General features: G+C 70.6%; 20 protein-coding genes and 4 pseudogenes. 12 read left to right on the top strand and 12 right to left on the bottom strand.

Annotation, left to right across the window (positions count from 1 at the left end; all coding sequences use genetic code 11):
- The first annotated feature begins 14 nt into the window (after nt 1-14).
- The 4 genes from AB0D29_RS14035 to AB0D29_RS14020 all read left to right on the top strand — a co-directional run bounded on the left by AB0D29_RS14035 (nt 15) and on the right by AB0D29_RS14020 (nt 3,297).
- Complete coding sequence (locus AB0D29_RS14035; protein ID WP_362854133.1) at nt 15-458, top strand: SRPBCC family protein; 444 nt, start codon at nt 15-17, stop codon at nt 456-458.
- A 57-nt stretch (nt 459-515) separates the two neighbouring features.
- Entirely contained in the window at nt 516-1,925 is a 1,410-nt protein-coding gene (locus AB0D29_RS14030; protein WP_362854132.1) for a polysaccharide lyase family 1 protein, read from the top strand.
- Between the two features lie 125 nt (nt 1,926-2,050).
- Nucleotides 2,051-2,578 (top strand): SigE family RNA polymerase sigma factor, encoded by a 528-nt coding sequence (locus AB0D29_RS14025; protein WP_362854130.1) that lies wholly within the window; start codon nt 2,051-2,053, stop codon nt 2,576-2,578.
- Nucleotides 2,575-3,297, top strand: coding sequence for a hypothetical protein (locus AB0D29_RS14020; RefSeq protein WP_362854129.1), 723 nt, complete (start codon nt 2,575-2,577; stop codon nt 3,295-3,297). Before AB0D29_RS14025 ends, AB0D29_RS14020 begins: the two co-directional genes overlap by 4 nt.
- Before the next feature lie 8 nt (nt 3,298-3,305).
- Here AB0D29_RS14020 and AB0D29_RS14015 read toward each other — a convergent pair whose 3' ends face one another.
- Both AB0D29_RS14015 and AB0D29_RS14010 read right to left on the bottom strand, forming a co-directional pair.
- Nucleotides 3,306-4,238, bottom strand: coding sequence for a 5'-nucleotidase (locus AB0D29_RS14015; RefSeq protein ID WP_362854127.1), 933 nt, complete (start codon nt 4,236-4,238; stop codon nt 3,306-3,308).
- 133 nt (nt 4,239-4,371) lie between these two features.
- A complete protein-coding gene (locus AB0D29_RS14010; RefSeq protein ID WP_362854125.1) occupies nt 4,372-5,139 on the bottom strand; it encodes a DeoR/GlpR family DNA-binding transcription regulator in 768 nt (255 codons plus the stop codon).
- Nucleotides 5,140-5,309: 170 nt separating this feature from the next.
- Between AB0D29_RS14010 and AB0D29_RS14005 the strand changes: the two genes are divergently transcribed.
- Both AB0D29_RS14005 and AB0D29_RS14000 read left to right on the top strand, forming a co-directional pair.
- Nucleotides 5,310-6,542: an MFS transporter gene (locus AB0D29_RS14005; protein ID WP_362854124.1), complete on the top strand. Its 1,233-nt coding sequence runs from the start codon at nt 5,310-5,312 to the stop codon at nt 6,540-6,542.
- A 36-nt stretch (nt 6,543-6,578) separates the two neighbouring features.
- Nucleotides 6,579-6,704 (top strand): annotated as a pseudogene (locus AB0D29_RS14000) (multicopper oxidase domain-containing protein); the annotation flags it as partial.
- A 58-nt stretch (nt 6,705-6,762) separates the two neighbouring features.
- On the opposite strand, the gene AB0D29_RS13995 reads toward AB0D29_RS14000, so the two are convergent.
- A complete protein-coding gene (locus AB0D29_RS13995; protein WP_362854123.1) occupies nt 6,763-8,724 on the bottom strand; it encodes an FHA domain-containing protein in 1,962 nt (653 codons plus the stop codon).
- A gap of 171 nt (nt 8,725-8,895) precedes the next feature.
- Between AB0D29_RS13995 and AB0D29_RS13990 the strand changes: the two genes are divergently transcribed.
- Nucleotides 8,896-10,557 (top strand): serine/threonine-protein kinase, encoded by a 1,662-nt coding sequence (locus AB0D29_RS13990; protein WP_362854122.1) that lies wholly within the window; start codon nt 8,896-8,898, stop codon nt 10,555-10,557.
- Nucleotides 10,558-10,748: 191 nt separating this feature from the next.
- Here the strand turns inward: AB0D29_RS13990 and AB0D29_RS13985 are convergent, their stop codons facing one another.
- On the bottom strand, nt 10,749-11,264 hold the full coding sequence (locus tag AB0D29_RS13985) for a hypothetical protein (RefSeq protein WP_362854120.1): 516 nt from the start codon (nt 11,262-11,264) through the stop codon (nt 10,749-10,751).
- Nucleotides 11,265-11,414: 150 nt separating this feature from the next.
- On the opposite strand from AB0D29_RS13985, the gene AB0D29_RS13980 reads away from it, so the two are divergent.
- Both AB0D29_RS13980 and AB0D29_RS13975 read left to right on the top strand, forming a co-directional pair.
- On the top strand, nt 11,415-11,843 hold the full coding sequence (locus AB0D29_RS13980) for an ester cyclase (protein WP_362854118.1): 429 nt from the start codon (nt 11,415-11,417) through the stop codon (nt 11,841-11,843).
- The gene (locus AB0D29_RS13975; protein ID WP_362854402.1) at nt 11,830-12,480 is read left to right on the top strand and encodes a molybdopterin cofactor-binding domain-containing protein; all 651 of its coding nucleotides are present in this window, start codon (nt 11,830-11,832) and stop codon (nt 12,478-12,480) included. The genes AB0D29_RS13980 and AB0D29_RS13975 overlap by 14 nt, the downstream gene beginning before the upstream one ends.
- Before the next feature lie 85 nt (nt 12,481-12,565).
- Here AB0D29_RS13975 and AB0D29_RS13970 read toward each other — a convergent pair whose 3' ends face one another.
- Nucleotides 12,566-13,453: a hypothetical protein gene (locus tag AB0D29_RS13970; RefSeq protein ID WP_362854116.1), complete on the bottom strand. Its 888-nt coding sequence runs from the start codon at nt 13,451-13,453 to the stop codon at nt 12,566-12,568.
- Between the two features lie 204 nt (nt 13,454-13,657).
- Here AB0D29_RS13970 and AB0D29_RS13965 point away from each other — a divergent pair, with 204 nt between their 5' ends.
- Entirely contained in the window at nt 13,658-14,908 is a 1,251-nt protein-coding gene (locus tag AB0D29_RS13965; protein ID WP_362854115.1) for a cytochrome P450, read from the top strand.
- Between the two features lie 259 nt (nt 14,909-15,167).
- Nucleotides 15,168-15,830: a deoxynucleoside kinase gene (locus AB0D29_RS13960; RefSeq protein ID WP_362854113.1), complete on the top strand. Its 663-nt coding sequence runs from the start codon at nt 15,168-15,170 to the stop codon at nt 15,828-15,830.
- A gap of 806 nt (nt 15,831-16,636) precedes the next feature.
- On the opposite strand, the gene AB0D29_RS13955 is transcribed toward AB0D29_RS13960, so the two are convergent.
- Entirely contained in the window at nt 16,637-17,209 is a 573-nt protein-coding gene (locus AB0D29_RS13955; protein ID WP_362854112.1) for a hypothetical protein, read from the bottom strand.
- 339 nt (nt 17,210-17,548) lie between these two features.
- On the bottom strand, nt 17,549-17,893 hold the full coding sequence (locus AB0D29_RS13950; protein ID WP_362854110.1) for a hypothetical protein: 345 nt from the start codon (nt 17,891-17,893) through the stop codon (nt 17,549-17,551).
- A gap of 138 nt (nt 17,894-18,031) precedes the next feature.
- On the opposite strand from AB0D29_RS13950, the gene AB0D29_RS13945 reads away from it, so the two are divergent.
- Complete coding sequence (locus AB0D29_RS13945) at nt 18,032-18,634, top strand: DUF4352 domain-containing protein (RefSeq protein ID WP_362854109.1); 603 nt, start codon at nt 18,032-18,034, stop codon at nt 18,632-18,634.
- Between the two features lie 117 nt (nt 18,635-18,751).
- Here AB0D29_RS13945 and AB0D29_RS13940 read toward each other — a convergent pair.
- The 5 genes and pseudogenes from AB0D29_RS13940 to AB0D29_RS13920 all read right to left on the bottom strand — a co-directional run.
- A pseudogene (locus AB0D29_RS13940) lies at nt 18,752-19,170 on the bottom strand (DUF2064 domain-containing protein); the annotation flags it as partial.
- Nucleotides 19,167-19,361: pseudogene (locus tag AB0D29_RS13935) on the bottom strand (glycosyltransferase); the annotation flags it as partial. The pseudogenes AB0D29_RS13935 and AB0D29_RS13940, both read right to left, overlap by 4 nt.
- Nucleotides 19,361-20,318 (bottom strand): annotated as a pseudogene (locus AB0D29_RS13930) (NAD-dependent epimerase/dehydratase family protein); the annotation flags it as partial. The pseudogenes AB0D29_RS13935 and AB0D29_RS13930, both read right to left, overlap by 1 nt.
- Before the next feature lie 129 nt (nt 20,319-20,447).
- Entirely contained in the window at nt 20,448-21,641 is a 1,194-nt protein-coding gene (locus tag AB0D29_RS13925; protein WP_362854108.1) for a fused response regulator/phosphatase, read from the bottom strand.
- Nucleotides 21,638-23,236: an ATP-binding protein gene (locus AB0D29_RS13920; RefSeq protein ID WP_362854106.1), complete on the bottom strand. Its 1,599-nt coding sequence runs from the start codon at nt 23,234-23,236 to the stop codon at nt 21,638-21,640. Before AB0D29_RS13920 ends, AB0D29_RS13925 begins: the two co-directional genes overlap by 4 nt.
- Between the last annotated feature and the right edge of the window lie 121 nt (nt 23,237-23,357).

Here is a 23,357-nt window from a genome sequence, read left to right as displayed (position 1 = left end):
GAAGGGCTTCTCTCATGGCCGTCCGGAACCAGCTGGTCCATCGGTCCCCGCAGGCGGTGTGGTCGGTGCTTGCCGATCCGACCCTGTACGGGGAGTGGGTGGTGGGCCCGTCCGAGTCGACGCCGCTCGACCAGGCGTGGCCGGCCGTCGGATCCCGGCTCCGCTACACCGTGCGGCTGGGCCCCTGGTCGACCGAAGGGCTGACGACCGTACGCCACCGGGAGCCCGGCCGGGAGCTGGAGCTGGAGGCGTCGTTCAAGGCTGCGGGCACGGCGAGGATCTTCCTCCAGCTCCGGCAGTGGGGGGAGGAGACCCTCGTCGTCTGCGACGAGCACCCCCTCCGCGGCATCGGCGGCACCCTGCACAACCCCGCCGTCGAAGCCCTGCTCCAGCTTCGGCATCGAGGAATGCTGGCCCGCCTGGCCAGGATCGTGGAACAGGATCCCGGCAACCTTTAGGGCTCCGGCGGCAACTGAGGGGTGAACAGTGCACCTCACCCCTAGGAGCCACCGCCCATGTCCGCTTCCCTCCACCGCCGCCCCACCGGACGTCGAAGGCTCGCCCTGGTCGGAGCGTCCACCCTGGTCGCCGCAGGTCTCGGCGCCGTGCCGCTGGTCGTGAAGGCCGATGCCGCGGTGCCCGCCGATCTCGCCCACGGCGTGCTGCCCGCCCGGGACGGCCGGGCCGCGAGCGGCTCGGGCACCACCGGCGGCCGGGCCGCGGCCGCGGCCCGCGTCTTCACCGTCTCCACCCGCGCCGAGCTGGCGAGGGCCTTGGCCGCGGGCCCGGCCGACGCCCCGCGGATCGTCCGGGTCAAGGGCCTCATCGACGCCGGTACCGACGACGGCGGGAAGCCGCAGAGCTGCGCCGACTACGCCGCGGGCACCGGCTACTCGCTCGACTCCTACCTCAAGGCCTACGATCCGGCTGTCTGGGGCCGTGCCAAGGTTCCGGCCGGCGCCCAGGAGAGCGCCCGCAGGGCGGCCCAGGCCAGGCAGGCCGCCCGCATCGTGTTCACCGTGCCGGCGCGGACCACCGTCGTCGGCGTGCCCGGCACCGGAGCGGGCATCACCGGCGGCAGCCTCGTGGTGAAGAACGCCGACAACGTGATCATCCGCAACCTGTCGCTCACCGACGTCCGGGACTGCTTCCCGCAGTGGGACCCGACCGACGGCTCCACCGGCAACTGGAACTCCGCCTACGACGCCGTCAGCCTGCGCGGCGCCACCCATGTGTGGGTCGACCACAACAGCTTCTCCGACGACCCGCACCCGGACTCCGCCAACCCGGTCCGCTTCGGCCGCGAGTACCAGGTCCACGACGGCGCCCTCGACATCACCAACGCCTCCGACCTGGTCACCGTCGGATACAACACGTTCAGCAACCACGACAAGACCATGCTGATCGGCAGCAGCGACAAGGACACCAAACTGCGGGTGACGCTCCACCACAACGTCTTCCGGGGCATCGTCCAGCGCGCCCCCCTCGCCCGGGTGGGCCAGATCCACCTGTACGACAACTACTACGACACCACGGAGTCGGAGGGCTACGCGCACAGCTACAGCGTCAACTCCCGCGCCGGCGCCCAAGTCGTCGCGCAGAACAACTACTGGAAGCTCTCCTCCGACAGGAAGGTCTCCCAACTGCTCGGCGGCGACGGCACCGGAGCCATCGCGGGCAGCGGCAACCTCGTCGGCGGCGCCCCCGTCGACCTGGTCGCCGCCCACAACTCCGCCAACCCCGGGAAGAAGATCAAGGCCGCCGTCGACTGGCGGCCCACCCTCACCGCAGGACTGGAACCCGCCGCCGGACTGCCGGCGAAGCTGGCGGCGAAGGCGGGGGCCGGCGTCCTCACCGAAACCGGCGGCAAGGCCGCGCCGAAGCCCGCACGGGGTACGTACGACGGCGGGAACCCGACGGGCTGATGGGCGCCACCGTGCGAACGAGGCCCGGACGAACCGAGGCGTCCGAACGGACATGCGAGCGGACTGCTACGCTCCGGCACCTGCCTGAGAACGCCCCCGCCGCACCGAGAGGCCGTACCGAGGCCATGACCCAAGACGAGGCGGCCGCGGATTTCCACGCGTTCTTCGAACGCCACCACGCCGAACTCTCCCGCCTGGCGTACCTGCTGACCGGAGAGGCGGACGCTGCCGACGACCTCGCCGCGGACGCGATGGTCGCGCTCTGGCACCGCTGGGACAGGGCCCGCCGCGCCGACTCCGCGGTCGCCTACGCCCGCGGAATCGTCGCCAACCTCGCCCGCAGCCGGATCCGGAGCACGGTACGCGAGCGGCGGCGCGTCCTGCTGTTCTGGTCGCACCGCCCGGAGCGGACCGACGGCCCGGACCTGGCCGCCGTCATGGACGTACGGGCCGCGCTGGACATGCTGCCGTTCCGCAAACGCGCCTGCGTGGTACTGCGGTACGCCTTCGACCTCTCGGAGAAGGACACCGCGGCGGCGCTCGGGATATCGGTGGGTACGGTGAAGAGCCAGACCTCGAAGGGGTCGGCGGAACTGCAGCGGCTGCTCGGTACCCCGGCCGCGGACGAGCTGGTGGGAAGGGGAAGCCGGTGACCGAAGAACTGCGCGGCCTGCTGCGCGAGAGCGCCGAAGGCCACCTGCCCGACCGGGCCCGCATGCTGGCCCGGGTCGAGCGCGGCACGGCCCGTCCCGGCACCGCCGGCCGATCGCGGGACCGCGGGCGCACCCGTACCGGTACCCGTATCCGTACCCTCTCCTGGCCGAGGATCGTCTTCGCGACCCTGGCCACCGCAGGGACCCTGACGGCGAGCGCCCTCACCGTGGTCACCGTCGTGCACGCCCCGGACCCGCCACGGAACCCGACGGCCACCGCCCCGTCCGCGGCCGGCCGCACGGCGCCGCCGACGGAGGGCGGCCGGGCCGAGGACGGCCCCCTGTGGGCCGACGGCTCCGTCGACCCCCACAGCAACGCCTACTGGGCTCAGAGCAACGTCACCCTCAAGGCGAGGGAGCCGCTCTCCGCGCTCGTCGTGGAGCTGCGCATCGCCCTCACCGAGGGGGTGAAGGACACCGGTGGCTGGCGGACCCGCCCCGCCGCGGACTTCGACCTCTCCACGCGGGAGGAGGGTGGCTTCCTCGTCTACCGGTGGACCCTCAAGCCCGGCAGGACCGTCCCGCCCGGCGAGCACGTCTTCGCCGGCCAGTACGACCACGCCACCGGCGGACGCGACGCGACGGACGACACGTACCGGATCGACGCCACTGCCGGTGCCGCGGGGAGCGGAGCCGCGGTGTGGGGTGGGTTCGCGTAAGGCGTGCCTCATGAGGGCGCGTTGACGACTCCGAACGGTATGTGAACGCTGGGGGTGGCAGCCGCGGTGCCGTTCAGGTGGGAGACCTGGTCGTCGAAGAACATGTGCGGATCCAGGACGCTCATGACGGCGGCCTTGTCGATGCCGCCGAGGAAGAAGGCGTCATCGACCCGCAGCCCCCACTGCTTGAGGCTCAGGACGGCCCGCTCATGAGCGGGCGCGTCCCGAGCCGTGACCAGGGACACCCGGAGGCGGGGCTGATATCCGGGATTCCTGCGGCGCTCGTCCTCCTCGCGGCGCTGGATGCGGTTGATGCCGGCGAGGAACGCGCTCAGCGGTCCTGGATCGTGAGGCGTGGTCGCATTGCTGACCTCGTGCGCACGGAACTCGTCGAGGCCGGCGCCCTGGAAGATCCGCTCGGAGGAGTCACCCGCCAGTACCCCGTCGAAGTCGAAGGCGATGCGCAGTTCAGGGTCGCTCTCGTCATCGACCCGTGCCGTCTCGAGCACGTGTCCCGCCGGCAATCCGCCTGCCACCGCCTCACGGACGTCAGTCCCGTTGGCCGAGAGGAACAACGACATGTTCAGCGCCGGCATGAACCGGTGTGGCGAACGACCCTGCCGAAAGACGGCTCGGCTGATGGGCAGGCCGTGCGCCTTGATCGAACGCATGACCCGTAGCCCGGTGTCCGGATCGTTCCGCGACAGGATGATGACCTCGACCAACGGATCGGACGGATCCGCGAGATCGTTCAACGACAGCAGGCGGCGGACGAACGGGAAGGCCACCCCCTTGGCCAAGACATCGTCCACGTGCGCCTCTTGATGGGAGCGGTACGCATCCTCTCCCCGCTCGCGAAACACCGCGTCGCAGTCGGTGAGGTCGAACAGGGCACTGGAGGCGATCCCTATCACCAGGCGACCCGACAGGTCGTACTTCATAACGCCCCCCGGCTGACGTGCGCGCAATGTTGCGATGGTTATCACCCTCACACATTTCCGAAAACATGTGCGGCGCCTGCTGGTGGGGATGAGGCAGAACCGCCCTCGAGGGCTGCCGGGTCGGTCGGCGTGCTCAGTCGTCCGCCGGATGGACCACATCGACGCCCTGGTCGCGCAGCGCTTCGACCGCGGGGGAGTCCGCGGGGGCGTCCGTGACGACGAGGGCGATCTCCTCCATGGAACAGATGCGGCCGAGCGCCGTGCGGCCGATCTTGTCGGCGGTCGCGACGAGGATCACGCGCTGCGCCGAGGCGACCGCTGCCCGCTTCACCTGCACGTCGTCGAGGTTGTAGGCGGTGGCGCCCTGGACGGGGTCGACCCCGCAGCAGCCCAGGACGAACGTGTCGAAGCACAGGTCCCTGAAGGTCTGCACGGGCGTGTCGCCGTGGAAGGACAGCTCCTCGGGGCGCACCTGCCCGCCGGGCAGCACCAGTTGGATGCCGGGGTGCGCGGACAGGGCGAAGGCCGCGTGCAGTGAGAGGGGCGCGACGGTGAACTGGCGGTCCACCATGGCCTTTGCGACGGCGACGGCTGTCGTACCCGTGTCCAGTGCGACCGTCTCGCCGTCGGTGAGCAGTTCGACCACGGCCCGCGCGAGCCGTTCCTTGGCCTGCGACCCGGACATGGCTCGGATCGCGTAGGGGGGCTCGACGCCGCCCGGCAGGCTGCTGACGGCGCCGCCGCGCACCCGGCGCAGTGCTCCCCGGGACTCCAGTACCTCCAGGTCACGGCGGATGGTCATCTCGGACGCCCCGGTGGCCTGGGCCAGCTCGGCCACCGTCGCGCGGTTCTGCTGCATCAGCAGTCCCACCACGAACTTGTGCCTCTCCATCACATTCATGTGTCTGCTTTTAGCACAGATGGGGGCTGCGGGACCCCTGGCAGAGCGTTTCGCACATCGATTCTGTGGAAACGAACATTCCGAATGTGTAATGTGAACGAAGAGGTGTGAGCTTTGCGCCACCGTGAACGTTGATCGTGTTCATTCGACAGCGACCGATGAGGAGAGCCGTGACCGTCGCCAGTGAGGCCGATCTGTCAGGAGGAGGGAAGCCCCTCCTCACCACCGTCGCGATCGTCGCCTCGTGCCTGGCGTTCGTGGTGATCGGCGCCCTCCAGGCGCTCTACGGTCCGGCGATCCCGGCCCTGCGGGACGAGTACGGCATCAGTCCGGCCGTGGCCGGGCTGAGCCTCAGCGCGCACTTCGTCGGCGCCCTTCTCGGAGTGCTGACCTACCACCTCCTACGGGGCCGCCTGAACAACCGGGTGCTCCTCGGCGGCTCCTACCTGCTCATGGCCATCGGCGCGGTCGTCTTCGCCTTCTCCCCGAGCTGGGCCCTCGCTCTCGCCGGCACGTTCGTCATCGGCCTGGGCTTCGGCGGCATCGACTACGGCCTCAACCAGCTCTTCGCCGTCGGGTTCGGCCACCGCAGCACCGCCATGCTCAACCTGCTGAACGGGCACTTCGGCATCGGCGCGATCGCCGGCCCCGCCCTGATCGGCTGGCTCGGGGCGGACAGCTACCCGGAGATCTTCGTCGGCACCGGGGTGATCAGCCTGCTGATCCTCGTCACGCTCGGCGGGGTGGCCGTCCGGGAACCCGCCCCCGCACCCGCGGACGGCACCTCGGCAGGCGGCGCCCGGGTGCTTCCGATCATCGGGGTGTTCATCGGGATCTACGTCCTGCACGTCGCCATCGAGACCGGCGTCGGCGGCTGGGAGCCCACCCACCTCGAAGCCGTCGGATACGGCGCCGCCACCGCCGCGACCGCGACCTCCGCCTACTGGGCCGCCATGACCATCGGCCGGTTCGTCGCCGCGCCGATCAGCCTGCGCTGGTCCGCGCCGTCGATCCTCCTCGTCTGCTGCGTCGGCATGGCCGGCTTCCTCCTCCTGGCAACGGTCCCGGCCCTCGCGCCGTACGCGTACTTCGGCGTCGGCCTGATGATCGCGCCGATCTTCCCGACCTGTCTGCCCTGGCTCAACCGGGCCGTGCCCGGCGTGGCCGCCGCCGGCGCCTATGTGATCGCCGCCTCGATGATCGGCGGGGTGGCGTTCCCGCCTCTGCTGGGTGTCGTCATCAACACGATGGAGGTGGGTACGGTGCCGCTGCTGCTGTTCCTGCTCGCCGTCATCTGCGGCGTGCTGAGCCTGTGGCTGCGGCGCAACGCCCCCGACCCCGGCGGCGCGCCCGGCCCGCGCGACCGCGGGCGTACGGACGCGCTGGAGGCGGCGTCGCCTTGATGGCGCCGACGCGGAGGTGCTCGCCGCGGGCCCCGCCCTTGTCACTGCCACCTGCTGTACCACGAGGACAAGGGCATGATGGGCCAGTTCGTGGTGGTCGACCCGGGCCGGCCGGCGGCCGCCCCGAAGCTCCCCGCCACCTCCGGACCACACCGGCACTAGACCGGGTGCCGTGACCGGCGAGGAGGCCGGGGCCGAGGCCCGCGGCCTCCCGGAGCGTTCAGCCGACCGGGGAGGGGGTCCGGGGGTCGGTCGGGCGGGGGACGAAGACGGGGGAGTCCGACTGGTAGAAGAGGTCGATGTCGGCCTCCTCGCCGCCGACGATCAGGGTGTCCCAGGCGCCGCTCTCGCGCAGCGTGCGGAGGGTGGCCGGGGCGATCGAGGCGAGGTGGGAGCGGAGCTCCGCGTCGCCGGGCAGGCCGGGCATGCGGGGTGCCAGCCGTTCGCGGATTCCGGCCATCCGGTCCAGCAGTGCGTCCAGGTCGCTCCCCTCCACGGCACCGGATCCGGCGGCACCGGCGGCACTGGCACCGGCGGCACCGGCAGCGGCACCGGCGGCCGCACCTGCGCCGGCCTCAGCGCTGCGCGCGATGATGTCCTTGATGGCGCGGGTGACGCCCTGTTCGTCGGTGGTCACCATGGCGTTCCAGGCCCGGCTCTTGTGCCGGTACTGGAGCATGGACATCGCCGCCTCGTGCCGGATGAAGTCGGCGTCCCGCAGCGGCTTGCCCTGCCAGGCGCGGCTGAGCGAGCGGGCCAGCGAAGTGGCCGATGCCAGACCGCTGTTGAGCCCGCGGCCCGGCCAGAAGTGGATGGCGTTGGCCGCGTCGCCCAGCAGGAAGCCGTAGGTTCCGGGGGTGGTCATGGTCGGCCGGTGGAGCTGTGCGGTGAACCGCGGGCGCTGCACCATGTCCAGCCGGAACGAGGTGATCGCGGACAGGTCCTCCTCGGCCACCCCGAACAGGCTGAGGCCCTGCCGGATCTCCTTCCAGAGCGGGGAACCGCGCAGCAGGGCGGGCAGGAAGAGCGTGCCGTGCGTGGGGCAGCGGAACTCGTTGTCCTCCTCCTGCCGGCTCATCAGGCAGGGGCGGGCGGCTATGCACTCCTCGAAGACGTGGCGCACCGGGTCGATGCCGATGACGCTCTTGGTCTCCTCCCGGGTGAGCCGCATGTTCAGGAAGCCCTCGCCGCGCAGCGAGTTGAGCAGGAACCGGTTCTGCGACACGGTGAGCAGCACGCTCATCGGGTCGGGCAGCTTCGACTTGACGCGCAGCCCCAGCACGATGTCCTGGAGGTGCTCGCCGTCGAGGGAGTAGATGGAGGCGTCGGCCGCGCCGAAGCGGTCGGCGTAGTACTCCCGGGTGCGGGAGCGACCGCCCTCGGCGACCACCAGGACGTGTTCCTGGGTGATCCGGTTCTGCTCCTCCGCCACGTCGAAACGCTTGGGAACCAGGCGGATCGAGGGCTTCCGGTTGGCCAGGTCCAGCAGCCGGTCCTCGATGTGGGCGATCCGGATGTTGCGGGGCGGGCGGCCGTCGACCGAGTCGGGACCGACGGGCCACATCTCGGAGTAGGCGCCGTCGTCGTCGAAGAGGGCGCCGAGCACCTCCTCGGGCAGGGCGAGGTACTGCCGGCTCTGGACGGTCACCACCTGCTGGCGGCGGAAGTTGCCCTGGGTCTCGTCCTTCCAGACGACCGAGGAGCCCTTCCTGGTCCAGCGCCCGTCGTAGAGGGTGATGGCGGTCCGCCCGGGCAGCATCTCGTCGAGCGCCAGGGCGAAGGCGAGGCCCACCGGGCCGCCGCCGGTGATGGTGACCCGCAGCGTGCCGGGGTCCGCGGCGCTCGGCCGGGGCACGTCCAGGAGGGAGAGGTCCATGACCGTCTCCATGGCGTCCTGGGCCTCGTAGAGGAACGTTTCATCGCCGATCCGGATGCGGTCGTTCGGACGCAGCACATGCCGCGTGATGCGCTGGTCGTTGACGAACGTGCCGTTCCGGCTGTCCCTGTCGTAGAGGACGTAACCGGCGTCCTCCGTGAGGATCTCGGCGTGCAGCCGGGAGGAACTGGGGCTGACGATCACGACGGTGTTGTCGCTCTTGCGCCCGAAGCTGACGGGCTCGCCGTCCAGGACCACGCTCTGACCGGTAAAGGGACCCGTGCTTCCAACGATGACCGAAGCCACTCCACACTCCTTGGAAAAGACGCCTGCTGACTCCTCGTACGACAGCAACACGCCCTCGCGAAGGTGTTCGGTTCAACCATTTTCGAAAATTTTCGGCCACTTCGTTGAACCGGATGACGCGGTCCGTACGTGATGTTGGCGTCGGTAGGCGATCAGAGGAGAACCGCCCCCATGCACAACGAGGAATCCGAGACCGTGACGGAGAGCACGCTCGCGGCCACCACGGCAGTCACGGCCGCCACCACGGCGACAACGGCAGGCACGGCCACGGTCACGACCGCGGACACGGCCACGACCGCGACCGCGCCGGCCGTCCCGAGCGCCCCGGCCGTCCCGGAGGCCCCGGACGGGGAACGGCTGATCGCCGGCCGCTACCGGCTGCTGTCCCGGCTCGGCGAGGGCGGTATGGGCACGGTGTGGCGGGCCCGCGACGAGACCCTGCACCGCGAGGTCGCCGTCAAGGAGGTCCGGGCCCCGGCCCATCTGCGGTCCGGCGACATCGCGCGGATGTACAGCAGGCTGGAGCGGGAGGCGTGGGCCGCGGCCCGGATACCCGACCGCAACGTGGTGACGGTCCACGACGTGGCCATGGAGGACGACAGGCCCTGGATCGTCATGGAACTGATCCGCGGGCAGTCGCTGGCCGATCTGCTGCGCGCCGAGGGGCCGCTCACACCCCGGCACGCCGCGCACATCGGCGCGGAGGTGCTGAGCGCGCTGCGCGCCGCGCACGCCGTCGGCGTGGAGCACCGCGATGTGAAGCCTGCGAACGTGCTGATCGCGGAGGACGGGCGCGTGGTGCTCAGCGACTTCGGCATCGCGATGGTCGAGGGCAGTACCGCGCTGACCCTGACCGGCGAGGTGGTCGGCTCCCCCGAGTACCTGCCGCCGGAGCGGGCGCTGGGCCGCCCTTCGGGCCCCGAGTCGGACCTGTGGTCCCTCGGCGTGATGCTGTACGCGGCCGTGGAGGGGATCTCGCCGTTCCGGCAGGACAGCGCGCTGAGCACCCTGCGGGCCGTCGTGGACGAGGAACCGCCGGTGCCGACGCGGGCCGGCCCGCTCGCCCCGGTCATCGCCGGGCTGCTCCGCAAGGAGCCGGCCGAGCGGACCCCCGCCGCCGAAGCCGCCGAGGCCCTGCGGGGCATCGCCCACGAACCGGACGCCACCACGGCCGCCGCCCGCGTCCTGCCGGCTCCCGCGCAATCCTCGGCTCCCGCCGAACCCACGACGGCAGCGGCACCGGTCGCCACGCCGGCACCGGCCCCGGCGGCGGCGGACACCACCGCCACCGCAACCGCGGAGCCCGCGGCGGCGGCGACGCACGCGTCACCGGCGTACGCGTCCCCCGCGCACCCGGCAGCCGCAGCGCCCGCCGCCCCGCCCCGCAAGCGCCGTACGGTGGCCTTCGTCGCGGCCGGCGCGGCCGCCTGCGTACTGATCGCCGCCGGGGCGGTCTACGCCCTCAGCGGCAACGATGAGGACCCCACGCCCGGTGCGGGCGGCGTACGGATGTCGGTGGCGGGCGCGAACACCACCTACACCGGCAGGTGCCCGACCCCCGAGAGCCAGGCCCCGGCGTTCACCGCGACCTTCACCGCCTCCGAGCCCACCCTGATCTCCTACCGCTGGGTATCCGGCGACGGCTCGGTGGTGGATCCGCACTGGCGCACCATGTCCATCGGGGACAAGGCCAACCCCACCGGGCACGACACCGTGCGGCTGACCACCTACGCGAAGGCCGGCAACCTGACCACCGGAATGGCCGTGGAACTCCAGAGCCCCACCCGCACCATCTCCAATCCGGTCCCTTTCTCCATCACCTGCACCGGCTGATCCCGGCCGACCATTACGCAGAGCCGGCGGCACTGGTCGCGGGCGCGCGCGGGGTCCCCGCTCACGTACGCGGGGGCGGGCCGGCGCGGCCACGGCAGGCCGCCCGCCCGACCCTCCCCGATCCCCGAGCGTCTCGTCGAGGAGCCTCACGGCTCTCGACGGCCAGACTGTGTGCTCCGTAACGGCACCCTCTACGAATCCCCGCCTGCGGCTGACGACAGTTGAACCCCGAGGGGATCTGCCATCAGCACCACGCGGTCCGCCGCCGGATCGAACCCGAGCACCGGGTTCCCCCAGTCGCCCTCCGCGGTCATCAGCACGGGCTTGCCCAGCCGGCGCCCGATCGCAACCAGGAAGCCGCACAGGACATCCACGCCTCCCTGGCCCTGCAACTCCCGAAGGTCGACATCGAAGTCGATCTCGTCGGCCGAGCCGGGCCGGAAGATCGCCAACACCTCCGGGACCGGCCAGACCCGCAGTTCGACCGTCTCGGCGTCGGCCGGTCGCGCGAACACGTCCACCGCCGACGGCAGCGGCCCGGCAATGCCGCCCTCGGAGTACTCCCACGTCCATCCGCTCGACCGGATCAGCTCGAACACCGCTTGCCAGGCCTCGACCGTGGTGTCGGCGACGGAGACGTCCGGCAGAGCACCCATCAGGTCAGGGTCGAAGAAGTTCCTGACGTCATCCCACCGCAGATCTGGCATTCCTCCATGCTGCCCTGTGGCAAGGGTCGATGCACGGCGCGGCCGTGGTGATCGGCTTGACCTTGCCGCAGCGTCACCGTTTGTACTGAGTGGCACCCGGCCCGAAGCGATCACAGAGCTCACGGGCGGTCCCCCTGAGAGGACAGCGAGATGACCACCACCGCCGAGAAGAACATGGCCCTGCTGCGCACGGCCTTCCAAGCCTTGGAGGGCGGCGGACTCGACGCGGCCCAGGCGATGCTGACCGAGGACTTCATCGCCAACCTCCCCGGCAGCCCCGAACCCCTGCGCGGCCGCGAGGTCTGGCGGCTGGGCGCCCAAGCCATGCTGGGAGCCTTCCCCGACCTGAAGATCGAGGTCCAGGACGTCTTCGGCGTCGACGACAAGGTCACGGCGCTGCTCCGGTTCCGGGGAACCCACTTGGGCGCGTTCCAGCAGTTCGAGGCGACGGGCCGGCAGGTGAGCTTCCGGAGCGTCGAGGTCTACCGCATGGAAGGCGACAAGATCGCCGAGGAGTGGGTCGCTCCGGACATCATCGGCCTCATGCAGCAGATCTCGCCCGCCCCTGCCGGCGACTGAGCCCGGCAGCAGGTCCACCAGCCCCGTTCGGGAAGACGACAGGGCCTCGCTGCCGGGCACGACGACCTCCGTCATGCAGGTCGCCGCGGACGCGCTCGGCCTGCCCGCGCGGCAGGTCACCTTCCGGCTGGGGGACTCGGCCTACCCGGCCGCTCCGCCGCACGCCGGTGCCACCACCATGGCGAGCGTGGGGTCCGCCGCCCACACCTCGTGCACGGCCCTGCGGAACAAGTTCATCGGCATGGCGGTGGCGGACCCCGCCTCGCCCCTGTACCGGGCCGATCCCGCCAAGGTGGCGGTCCGCGAGGGCCGGCTCCGCTCCGGGGAGAGCGGCGCAGCCGACAGCTGCCGCGAAATCCTGCGCCGCACCGGCCTGCCCGGCGTGGAGGCCACCGCCTGCGACGGCCGGATCGTCAACGCGGGCCTGGCCGACTACCTGGTCCCGGTCAACGCCGCCGTGCCCGAACTGGACGCCGCGTTCATCGACACCGAGGACCCCCTGGCGGATCCCATCGGGGTCAAGGGGCTGGGGGAGATCACCGCAGTGGGAGTCCCGGCGGCCATCGGGAACGCGGTGTTCAACGCAACCGGCAAGCGCCTGACGGACCTGCCCATCAGGTTGGAGGCGCTGCTCTGAGCGGCGGCCGGCCGCCTGCGCCCGGCCGCCTGCGCCCGGCCCGACGGTGTGGCCGAGGCGGGTTCCGCGCGGCGTGCCGCTGTGGCTACGGAACGGGCGGGGCGAGTCGCGCGGGCGGGAGCGTCCGATGGACCATCCGGATGACGACCGAGCGGGGAGGCTGCCAGACACGCCGGTCGTCGAACGGCCAGGCGTAGATCGGGGCTCCCTCGCGGACGCAGCCCAGCAGGCCCGGCGCCGAGAGCTCGTGCGCCGACCACTCGTAGAGCTGTTGCAGCCGCGGAACGATCACCCCGTAATCGAGGAGGCGGCCGAACCCGATCTCCCGGTCGAGGTGGGACTGGACCGTGCCGCGGAGCGGGTACTCGTCGGGGAGCACGCGCGACAGCTGCAGGAAGATCCCGGTCATGCCCAGCCTCGGATCACCCAGGAACGGGGCGAGCGGACGCAGCGGGCCGAGTGAGATCCGGGGCGCCGCGACGAGGGTGTGGGCGTAGAGCACGCGGCAGAGGACGACGTTCATGAAGAACCGCTCGCTCTCGTTCTCCGCCTCGGCGAGGGCGCGGTTCTCGAGGTAGGCGGCGACCACGCTCCCGTTGTGCGCCCGGTACCAGGCCCGGGCGGTGGGGTGCTCGGCGAAGGACAGCCAGAGATCGGCCGTACCCGAGGAGGCCGGTCCGGGAAGTCCGCCGCTGAGGGCCACCGCCTCGCAGCCGTCCCGGAGGATGCGTTCGTTCACCGCACGCCACCACGGACTGCCGGGTCGGTCGCCCGACGTCGGCCGCAGCACGCCCCGCCGCACCTGCCAGCCCATGAACGACAGCGCGGCCCGGCGGAACGGCAGGTGCTGGGGCGCCTTGCCGAACGGGCCGGAATAGCAGCGCTCCATCAAGGCCGTCCGCCCGGCGGGGTCGTCGCGGACCCGGGCGACCTGTCGCGCCGCCCACGCCGCGGCCGTGACCTCGGACGTCATGCCCACAGGATGCCACGCACCCGGCCCGCGGCACCGGGTGCGCGGAAAGAGTGCGGCAGGGGCCGACGGGGGCGTGACCTGCGGCTTCGTCGCCCGGCAGGCGATCCCCGGGGCCCGCGTGCATGCTGGGGAAAGCCGGGCGCGGAGGCGCTGGTCCGGGTGGCCTCCCATGCCCCGATCCCGCGAGCCGCACGAGGACACGCCATGAGTCGAGCCATGCTCCGGCAGATCATCGACTACTCCAGCCGCGCCGATCCGTACCCGTTGTACGAGGAGCTGCGCAGGACGCCCGTGTTCCACGACGAGGACGGGCCGTACGTCGTCAGCACCTACTACGAGATCCAGAGCCTGCTGCACGACCCGCGCATCAGCTCCGATCCGCGCAATCTGGCGGATCCGACGAGCGACCCGCTGGCACAGGACGAAGGCGACGACTCGGCCCTGCCGCCGGTCTTCCTCAAGCTCGATCCGCCGGACCACGACCGGCTGCGCCGCATCACGAACCGGCCCTTCGGGCCGCCGCACTCCCCGCACAAGATCCACGACATGCGCGGCGAGCTCGACGGCATCGTCACCGGCCTCATCGACGGCATCGCCGGTGCGGACTCGCTGGACCGGATCGACCTCGTCGACCAGTTCTCCTACCCCTTCCCGGTGACGGTGATCTGCCGGCTGCTGGGCGTGCCGCACGAGGACGAGCCCCGCTTCCACGGCTGGGCCGACGCCATCGCCGCCGGCCTGGACCCCGATCCGGACGCCGACCCCGCCGACAAGCCCAAGGGCGCGACCGACGCGCAGATAGAGCTCGGCATGTACCTGGCCGGGCTGATCGAGGAGCGCCGCAAGAACCCGGGCGAGGACATGCTGTCCCAGCTGGCGGCCGCCACCGAGGAACCGGACGGGTCCATGAGCACGCTGGAGGCCATCAGCACCGCGGCGCTGCTGCTGATCGCGGGCCACGAGACCACGGTCAACCTGATCACGAACGGCATGCTGACCCTGCTGCGCCACCCGGACGTCCTCCAACGGCTCCGCGAGGACCCGCAGCTGTCCGTGCCGATCGTCGAGGAACTCCTGCGGTACGAACCGCCCGTGCAGCTGCTGCCCCGGCGCAGCACCCTCGACGACATCGAGGTGGCCGGGGTGAAGATCCCCAAGGGCGCCACGGTTTCTCTGATCCTGGCGGCCGGCAACCGTGACCCGAAGCGCTTCGAGAACCCGGACCGCTTCGACCCCGACCGCAAGGACATCCAGCACCTCGGCCTCGGCAGCGGCATCCACAGCTGCTTCGGCGCCCCGCTGGCACGCCTGGAGGCCCAGCTGGCACTGAGCGAACTGGCCCGCCGGCTGGAGAACCCGCGACTGCTGGAGGACCCGCCGCCGTACCGGCAGAACGCGGTCCTGCGCGGCCCCCGCCACCTGCCGATCGCCTGCGACGGCATCAGCGCGTCCTGAATCGTGAGCAGGCCGATCACCGCCGCCGGCCGGGGACGACGGCGCCGTGGAGCGGGCGAGGCGGGTACCGGCGCTCGGCCCGGGGTGGGGCGATGCGTCGTCTAAACTTCAAGGCGGTTGCGGGGCGGTGACTCGTCGCCGTGCGTGGCAACTGCATGAAGATCTTTGGGAATCCAATGACCGCTGGCACGCGTCTCAGTGGTGTGGGGTGTCCAGTCCACCCGCCCGCGATCAGAAGAAACCCAGGGAGAAGTGAGGTATGTCAGTGATCTGCGTCGGAGGCATGATCGGGATCGGCAAGACGAGCGTCGCCGAACTGCTCGCCAAGGAGCTGGGCAGCGAAGTCTTCTACGAGAGCGTGGCAGACAACCCGATCCTTCCGCTGTTCTACACGGCGAGCCCCGAGGAGATCCAGGCGAAGCGCTACCCCTTCCTGCTCCAGCTCTACTTCCTGCAGACCCGGTTCGCCTCGATCAAGGAGGCGTACAAGCAGGGCGACAACGTCCTGGACCGGTCGATCTACGAGGACTGGTACTTCGCCAAGGTCAACCACGACCTGGGCCGGATCAGCTCCCTCGAGATGCAGGTGTACGACGGGCTGCTGAGCGAGATGATGCGCGAGATCGACGGCCTGCCCTACCGCAAGGCACCCGATCTCATGGTCTACCTCAAGGCGGACTTCGAGACGGTGCTGCACCGCATCGGGCTGCGGGGCCGTGATTTCGAGCAGGACGAGAGCCTCGTCGAGTACTACCGGACGCTGTGGTCCGGCTACGACGACTGGGTGCACAAGCACTACTCGGCCAGCGAGGTCCTCATCATCGACATGAACCACACCGACGTGGTGAACAACGCCGAGGACGCGGCCCGTGTGGTGCAGGAGGTCAAGGACGCCCTGGTGGCGGCCAGGCTCCGCGCCTGAAGCCGCGCCCCCGCGGGCGCCGAGTTCGCGTTCTCTGAACTCCGAAGCCGCCGTCCCCGGCTGCCGGCGCCTGCCCTCACCCGAGCCTCACCGGCGAGGGGCCCAGGCCCCCGCCGGACCCAGCTCATCACGAGGACCAGGGCCGCCGCGGCGCCGTACGCGAGACTGCTCAGCGCCGCCTGATGGCCGAACCTCGCGCCGAGGACGTAGCCCTCCTCCTGCACGCAGCCGCCGAGGTAGCCGAATCTGCTCGCGGATGGGGATTTGCACCAGCGTGATCCGGCCCGCGCCGCCTGCGGACGACTGCGCTGTGACGTGCCCGGCGTCGTTCGGATCGCCAGTCCAGGCGATCAGATTCTGATCGCTCGGCAGGCGTCCGTGCTGGTCGGTGGTGGCGTTGTTCAAGATCAGGCCGAGGCTGGCGAGCGCGGAGAGCAGGCTCTCCAACGCGGTCCGGTCGGCCCGTGAGCCTCACGGTCTGCCGGGCGAGAGGCGTTGCCCGTGGAATCCGAGAGTGTTCGCCGCGCCGTCGACGACGTGCCGGGGCGCTCTGTACGGCGCGTCGACGAACTCGATCCCGCTGCCTGCCTGCGGACCGGACGCCGTCCGCCGGGCGCTCGTCGAGAGAGTCGAGGCGTGCACGCGCTGCCGGCCGGACACGGCGCTCGGCGTGCTGGACTGAGTCAGCCTCTGAGGCGGTAGCGAGTTCGTTGCTCATGCCCGTGACACCCATGCGCGGCTCGGTACTGACGGCAGCTCGCGATGGAAGGTGCGTTGCCTGTTTGGGGTGGATGTCCTGTCGGCTGCTAAGGCTTCACGGCTCCACCGGTGTCGTAGTCGCTAATTTCTGCGACCCTGCATGAGATGGGGCCGTTTGGCACGCTTTTTGCTCCTGCTGATGGATTATCTTCGATGATTTGGTTCTCTCCCGTCTCCAGGGGTTTTACGAAGTCAACGTAGATGAGGTTGGTGGCAATCCGGTTTTCGTCATCACCGAAGGTGACTAGCAGTTTATATGTGTGCTCGTTGAGGGGATCTTTGTTTTTGACGTAAACGGTCCCGGTCAGTTGAGGGTGCCCATAATCTCGATTCATGCGGCAACCTCTAACCTCCCACCATGCGTGTACGGCCGGAGTGGAGGGAGTGCCCTCCGTTGTGGGTGGAGGCGGAGGCGGAGGCGGGGGTGGAGATGGAGATGGAGATGGAGATGGAGATGGAGGCTGCGAGAGGAGTGTGGTCGGCGGGTTTGGCAGTGCCGTCGAGGAGGTATTGGTCGGTTCTTGCTTCGGTTCGCCGCCACCCTCAAAAAGCCCCAAAATGGCCGCAAGTATGAGTCCACCAACGACAGTTCCAGCTGTCGAAATTGCAATGGTCTTCATGGTGGATTGTTCCATTTGGGTCCGTCCTTGCAGGAGCTGCACCTGTGAGGCGGGACTGCAGCCCCTAGACCACGCTGCGGGAGGTCAGCCGGGAACGCGCGGCGAGCTGCGCCAAAGGTGTTGAAGCTCGGCGCATGGATGACCCGGCAGGCTTGAAGGGTCGGGGAGCTGGTTGCCGATCGTGTGGCGGAGCAGTGGGCCCGAGGTGCGGCTGTCGAGGGCGGCTGAGCAACCGGATCGCCAAGCGTGCGTTGGACGTGCGTGACTTCCATCAAGACCTACACCGGCAACATCACCCTCCCGTCGAAAGGGTGAGCGTGTAGCGACCAGGAATCGGGCCTACTTGCCGCTGTTGAGCGCGTCGAGGCCAGCCTGCGGATCGTCGCGCTCGCTGGAGGAGGAGCAGTTGGGATTCTCCAGCACTACGTAGCCGTAGTGCTGGAGGGGCTCTCTGCCCCGGGACTTGTCCGCAGGGGTGTCCTTCTGTGCCGCTTCCAGGATGGCCCGTCTGCTCTCTGCCGCCACCCTCTTCGCTCCTGCGCAGTCCGGCGAGTCGACGGATGCGCGTCCGGCCATGAACGAGCCGACGGCAATGATGACGCCGACGGTGATGCCGCCGAGGATCCAACGGTCGCGTCTGTGCCGGGCGGGGAGCGTGCCGGTGCGCGTCGGAATCTCGTTCATGACCGTGATCGTAGGCGCGGCCGGGCGGGGTGTATCCAGGTGGTTGAATCTTCGATTGTCACGGTTCGGCTACTGCCGCACCATGTGGCCCCTCCAGCAATACGGTGACCGCATTCGCACCAGTCCCCTGGGGGTTCCATGTCGCAGCAGTTCCCGCCGCCTGGCCAGCCGCAGCCCGGATACGGCTACCCGCCCCCGCCGCAGCCGAAGAAGTCCAACACGGGGAAGATCATCGGCTTCGGCTGCCTCGGCATCGTCGGCCTCTTCGTGCTCCTCGCCATCCTCGGCGCGCTCCTCGGCGACAGCAGCAAGGACAAGACGTCGAAGGAGCCTGCCGCGCCGCCGGCTGCCGCGTCGTCTGCGCCGTCGAAGGCCCCGGAGACCAAGCCGTCGTCGGCTGAGCCGGAGAAGAAGACCGGCGTCGTGGTGGCGGCGAAGAAGACGGAGTTCGAGAAGAGCATCATCGCGCAGGGCAGCGACTACACGAGCGTGTCGGTGACGGTCACGAACAACTCGTCGAAGCCGATCAACGTCAACCCGCTGTACTTCGCGATCACCGACTCGAATGGCACCAAGCACGTGGCCGAACTGGGGGCCGACGAGAACCAGATCGCCACGGTCGAGCTCGCCCCGGGCGAGAACGTCACCGGCGTGATCACCGGGAAGGGGTCGTTCACGCCGAAGTCGGTGACGTACACCGACGGGCTGATCGGGAAGTCGTTCCGGGCCGACGTGTCCTGACCCTCCGCAGGCTGCTGCGCCCCACCTCCCCGGCCGCTTCGAGGGGTGGGGCGCAGCCGTGTTCAGGCCTCGATCACACCGGCCTCCGTCCACAGGGAGCCGCAGCCGGTGCAGCGCGGCCGGGTCGGGGTCGGACAGGCCCAGCGCCCAGAACCCTCCGTCGTCGGCGGGCCCGAACCAGGCGTCCGCCTCGGAGAAGTCGAGCCCGAGCGCGAGCAGGCCGGGGGTGACCTGCGGGGTGTCCATGCCGATCAGCCGGGCCGGTCCTGCGGCCAGGGCGAAGGCGGCGGCCAGCCCGACGTCCAGGCCGCCCGTACCCTGCGGGACGACCTCGATGCCGTCCGGATCCAAGGCCCCGGACGGCTGTCGAGGACCAGCACACGGCGCCCGGCCGGCGTGGCCAGGACCGCCGCGAGGGTGTCCCGGAGCGAGGCCAAGGCCAGGTCGGCTGCCTGCTGCGGGGTGAACACCGTGGTCAGACGGGTTTTCACGCGGCCCGCGACGGGTGCCTTGGCAATGACGAGGAGGGTGTTCATGGGGCGATCCCCTCGGCCGGTGCGGGTCGGGTGCCGGGTGGCTCGGTCAGGACCCGGCGCATGTCGCGGACGGCGTACCGCCAGGTCCCGGTGACCTTGGACTTTCCCGAGCGGGGCAGGTACGGGATGTCCCTCTCGGCCACCCGCCAGCCCGCGTCGGCCGCCCGTACGACCATCTGGAGCGGGTAGCCTCGCGCAGCCGGGTGGAGTCGGCGGTGATGTGCCGTACGTCGCCGAGGCGGAACTCCCCTGTCACCACCGGTGCCGACCCGCCGGGCGCGGTGGCCATCTCCCCGACGGTGGGCGGTTCCCCGCTGCCGGTGTTGTACGCGGTCAGCGTGCCGGCCGACGCGCTGCCGACCGCCTCCAGTGCCACGGCGTTGGCCGAGGCCACGTCCGCGACGTGCACGAAGTCGCGGCGCTGCGCGCCGTCTTCGAAGACGCGCGGTGCCTCGCCCCGGGCGAGTGAGGAGCGGAAGAAGGAGGCGACACCCGCGTACGAGGTGTCGCGCGGCATCCTCGGCCCGTACACGTTGTGGTAGCGCAGCGAGACCGCCCGGCCTTCCCTGCACCGCGCCCAGCCCGCCGCCAGGTGCTCCTGCGTGAGCTTGGTGGTGGCGTACACGTTGCGCGGATCGGTCGGCGCGTCCTCACCGACCAGACACGGCGCGAGCTCGGCCCCGCACTCGGGACAGCGCGGCTCGAACCGGCCGGCCGCCAGGTCCGCCGCCGGCCTGGGGCCGGGGCGCACCACCCCGTGACGCGGGCACGCGTAGCGGCCCTCCCCGTAGACCACCATCGACCCGGCGAGGACGACTTCCCGAACCCCGGCGGCCGCCATCTGCGCCAGCAGTACGGCCGTCCCGAGGTCGTTGCGGCCGACGTACTCGGGGGCGTCCGCGAAGTCCTTGCCGAGTCTGACCACGGCCGCTTGATGACACGGCGTGGAACCCGCGCAGCGCGGCCCGTACGGCGTCGGCGTCCCGTACGTCGGCCCGTACGAACTCCGCGTCGGGCAGGGGTGGCGTGCCGGGGTGGGCGGCGGGCAGCAGGGCGTCGAGGACCACGTGGTCGTGCCGGCGGTCACTGAGGGCGGTGACGATGTGGGAGCCGATGAAACCGGCTCCTCCGGTGACGAGTACGCGCATGCCCGGGACGTTACGCAGCGCGGAATCCCCGAGGGGCTCCCACGCGTGCCCGTAAGACTTCCGTCATACGGGCAGTCGGCGCGGGAGCAGTCCGGGGCGGGGCTTCCCGTTGAACCCAGGATCCCACCCCTAGCGGAAGCCCCAGCCCAGGCGGAGTACGGCCAGGTCGTCGGTGTGTCTTCCGGCGTTGAGCGCTCTGGTCTGGCGGATGAGGCTGTCCAGGTGCGCTGCGGGGTCCGCGGACGGTGTGGTGTGGATCAGGGGCAGGAGCCCCTCGATGCCGAGCCGGCCGCCGGCGTCACCGTTGTGCCCCTCGGTGAGGCCGTCGGTGTAGATCGTGAGCGCTCCGGCGTCCGGGAGCGGGATGACCGTGGCGGGCCAGTCGCGGTGGCCGGGGACTATCCCGAGCGCGATGCCGTGCTCGGCCGGCACCTCCAGAGTCTCCTCCGCGGTGGTGAGCAGGGGTTCGTGGTGGCCCGCCAGGTAGAGGGTGGCCGTGGACGTCTTCTGGTCGAGCGTGAGGAGCGTGCAGGTCGCGAACAGGGGCTGGGTGCCGCGCTCGGCCACCAGCAGGCGTTCCATGAGGTGCAGCAGTTCCGTGCCGTGGTGTCCGGCCAGGACGAGCGAGCGCCAGGCGATGCGCAGGCAGACGCCGAGGGCGGCGGCGTCGGGACCGTGTCCGCTGACGTCACCGACGACGGCGTGCAGCAGCCCGTCGTCACCCTCGACGACGTCGAGGAAGTCGCCTCCGAGCAGGGCTTGTTCGGCGCCGGGCAGGTAGCGGGTGGTCACCGTGACGGTGGAGGTGTCGAGGAGGGGCTGCGGTAGCAGTCCGCGTTCCAGACGGGCGTTCTCCTCCGCACGCTGGCGGGCCGACTGGGCTTCGGCCGCCGCGCGCTCGGTGTGGCTCCGGTAGACGGCGTAGCGGACCGTGCGGCGCAGCAGGTCGGCCTCGACCTTGCCCTTGACGAGGTAGTCCTGGGCGCCGGCGGCCATCGCCTCGGAGCCCGCCTGCTTCTCGGACAGGCCGGTCAGGACGATCACCGCGGTGTGCGGGGCCATGGCGCGGACGGTGGTGACCGCATCGGTGCCCGACACGTCGGGCAGGTGCAGGTCGAGGAGGATGCAGTCGACGGCGTGGGATGCGAGTGCTGAGCGGGCTTCGGCCAGCGAGGTGCTCGTGGTGAGCTCGAAGCGCAGCTCGGTGTCGTGGAGGAGCTCCTCGACGAGCAGGGCGTCGGCGGCGTCGTCCTCGATGAGGAGGACGCGGTAGACCGGTTCGTTCGCGGCAAGGTCGCTGACGTGGGGGAGGGTTGCGGTCATGGCGCCGGCTCCGCGGTGGCCCGGGTCGCTTCCGCGAGGGTGGACGGGGACAGGGCCGGGGCGGGTTCGGCCGCGAGGGTGAAGCTGATGCGCGTCCCGTCCCGGTACTCCGGGTCGACGGCGATGGTGCCGCCGTGGAACTCGACGATCTTCTTGCACATCGCCAGGCCGATTCCGCTTCCGGGATAGACGTCCTTGGTATGGAGCCGCTGGAAGATCACGAATACCTTGTCGGCGTACTCGGGAGCGATGCCGATGCCGTTGTCGGTCACCGTGAACCGCCACGACTCCCCTTCCCGGGCCGCCGTGACACGGATCTCCGGTGCCAGGTCCGGACGGCGGAACTTGACCGCGTTGCCGATCAGGTTCTGCCAGAGCATGCCCATCTGGGTGGGATCGGCGACCAGGGCCGGGAGCGGATCGTGCGTGATCGACGCGCCCGACTCCTCGATGCCGACGCTCAGCGCGGACAAGGCCCGTTCCATGACCGCGTCCAGGTCGATCTTCTCGGGAGCGTGGTGGACACGGCCCACCCGGGAGAAGTCGAGAAGGTCGTTGATGAGGGTCTGCATGCGGTTGGCACCGTCGACCGCGATGCCGATGTACTGGTCCGCCTTGGCGTCGAGTTGCCCTCCGTAGCGCCGCTGGAGGAGCTGCGTGAAGCTGGAGACCTTGCGCAGCGGCTCCTGCAGGTCATGGGAGGCCACGTACGCGAACTGCTCCAGCTCGGCGTTGGACCGCTGCAGGTCGGCGGTCTGTGCGTCCAGGCGCCGCCGGGCCTCCTCGCTGAAGGCCAGCTCGCGTACCAGCCGACGGCGCATGAAGTCGATCTCGCTGCTCAGACGCCGCAGATCGGCAGGACCGGCCGAGGAGATGGGGTGGTCGAAGTCACCGCCGGCGACGGTGCGGGCGTCCGTCGCCAGCTGCTCCAGCGGCCGGTTGATGCCGCGGCGCAGTCCTTCGAACACCAGGCCGGCCAGGAGGGCGATCACGGCTGAGATCGCCGCAAACACCCACGTCCGCAGCTTCATCGTGGCGGCGAGGTCGGCTCGTGTCCGGGCCCGCTCCGCGCGCAACCGTTCCTGCTGGTCGCGCATGGCCTGACGCACGGCGTCGAACTCCGCCTTGGCCTCGGCGGCGCGTTCGGTGGCCAGGGACGCGGGCGCCCCGGGTGGTGAGGCGGCCACGGGGCGGGCGATCCTCTCCTGCCACGTGGAGAGCGCGCCCTGAACGGCCTTCAGGTCGCCGAGCGCACGGGTGTCGCCCTCCAGGAGCTGCGCGAGCTGCGCGGTGTACGTCCTCTCGTCCGTGAGCCCCCGCTGGTAGGGCTCCAGGAACTCCTGGGTTCCGGTGAGGCCGTAGCCGCGGATACCGGTCTCCTGGTTGAGGAGGGCCGATTCCAGGCGGAACGAGGTGGACAGTGCGGGGGACCGCACGTCCACGAGCTCGTCGCTGATCGTCGCCGTACGCCCCAGCACCCACGCCCCGGTGACACCGAGCACGGCCAGCACCACCAGCGACGCGGCGACCCCGACGCGGAGCCACCGCCGCGTCGTCCACGCGGAGAACCTCGGCGCACGCGGCGGCCTCGTCATGCCGGTCATCCTCTGAATCCCCTTCCGAGACGGCCACCTTGAACAGAGGCCAGCGCACACTGTAGAGGGCATCGGACAACAATTGTTGTCGCTCATCGGGTCGGGGGCCTAAGGTGCGGGG

It is taken from the genome of Streptomyces sp. NPDC048424, assembly GCF_040651555.1.
GTDB lineage: Bacteria > Actinomycetota > Actinomycetes > Streptomycetales > Streptomycetaceae > Streptomyces.
The sequence above is the reverse complement of the archived record's forward strand: the minus strand, read 5'-3'. Positions and strand labels throughout refer to the sequence as shown.

Excerpts from the sequence above, each read along its gene's own strand:
- AB0D29_RS14015 (WP_362854127.1), bottom strand. The coding sequence starts at position 4,238 with ATGAAGTACGACCTGTCGGGTCGCCTGGTGATAGGGATCGCCTCCAGT.
- AB0D29_RS13920 (WP_362854106.1), bottom strand. The coding sequence starts at position 23,236 with ATGACGAGGCCGCCGCGTGCGCCGAGGTTCTCCGCGTGGACGACGCGG.
- AB0D29_RS13970 (WP_362854116.1), bottom strand. The coding sequence starts at position 13,453 with ATGACGTCCGAGGTCACGGCCGCGGCGTGGGCGGCGCGACAGGTCGCC.
- AB0D29_RS13955 (WP_362854112.1), bottom strand. The coding sequence starts at position 17,209 with ATGAAGACCATTGCAATTTCGACAGCTGGAACTGTCGTTGGTGGACTC.
- AB0D29_RS13945 (WP_362854109.1), top strand. The coding sequence starts at position 18,032 with ATGTCGCAGCAGTTCCCGCCGCCTGGCCAGCCGCAGCCCGGATACGGC.
- AB0D29_RS13950 (WP_362854110.1), bottom strand. The coding sequence starts at position 17,893 with ATGAACGAGATTCCGACGCGCACCGGCACGCTCCCCGCCCGGCACAGA.
- AB0D29_RS14025 (WP_362854130.1), top strand. The coding sequence starts at position 2,051 with ATGACCCAAGACGAGGCGGCCGCGGATTTCCACGCGTTCTTCGAACGC.
- AB0D29_RS13960 (WP_362854113.1), top strand. The coding sequence starts at position 15,168 with ATGTCAGTGATCTGCGTCGGAGGCATGATCGGGATCGGCAAGACGAGC.
- AB0D29_RS13980 (WP_362854118.1), top strand. The coding sequence starts at position 11,415 with ATGACCACCACCGCCGAGAAGAACATGGCCCTGCTGCGCACGGCCTTC.
- AB0D29_RS13985 (WP_362854120.1), bottom strand. The coding sequence starts at position 11,264 with ATGCCAGATCTGCGGTGGGATGACGTCAGGAACTTCTTCGACCCTGAC.
- AB0D29_RS13990 (WP_362854122.1), top strand. The coding sequence starts at position 8,896 with ATGCACAACGAGGAATCCGAGACCGTGACGGAGAGCACGCTCGCGGCC.
- AB0D29_RS13925 (WP_362854108.1), bottom strand. The coding sequence starts at position 21,641 with ATGACCGCAACCCTCCCCCACGTCAGCGACCTTGCCGCGAACGAACCG.
- AB0D29_RS14035 (WP_362854133.1), top strand. The coding sequence starts at position 15 with ATGGCCGTCCGGAACCAGCTGGTCCATCGGTCCCCGCAGGCGGTGTGG.
- AB0D29_RS14030 (WP_362854132.1), top strand. The coding sequence starts at position 516 with ATGTCCGCTTCCCTCCACCGCCGCCCCACCGGACGTCGAAGGCTCGCC.
- AB0D29_RS13965 (WP_362854115.1), top strand. The coding sequence starts at position 13,658 with ATGAGTCGAGCCATGCTCCGGCAGATCATCGACTACTCCAGCCGCGCC.
- AB0D29_RS14010 (WP_362854125.1), bottom strand. The coding sequence starts at position 5,139 with ATGAATGTGATGGAGAGGCACAAGTTCGTGGTGGGACTGCTGATGCAG.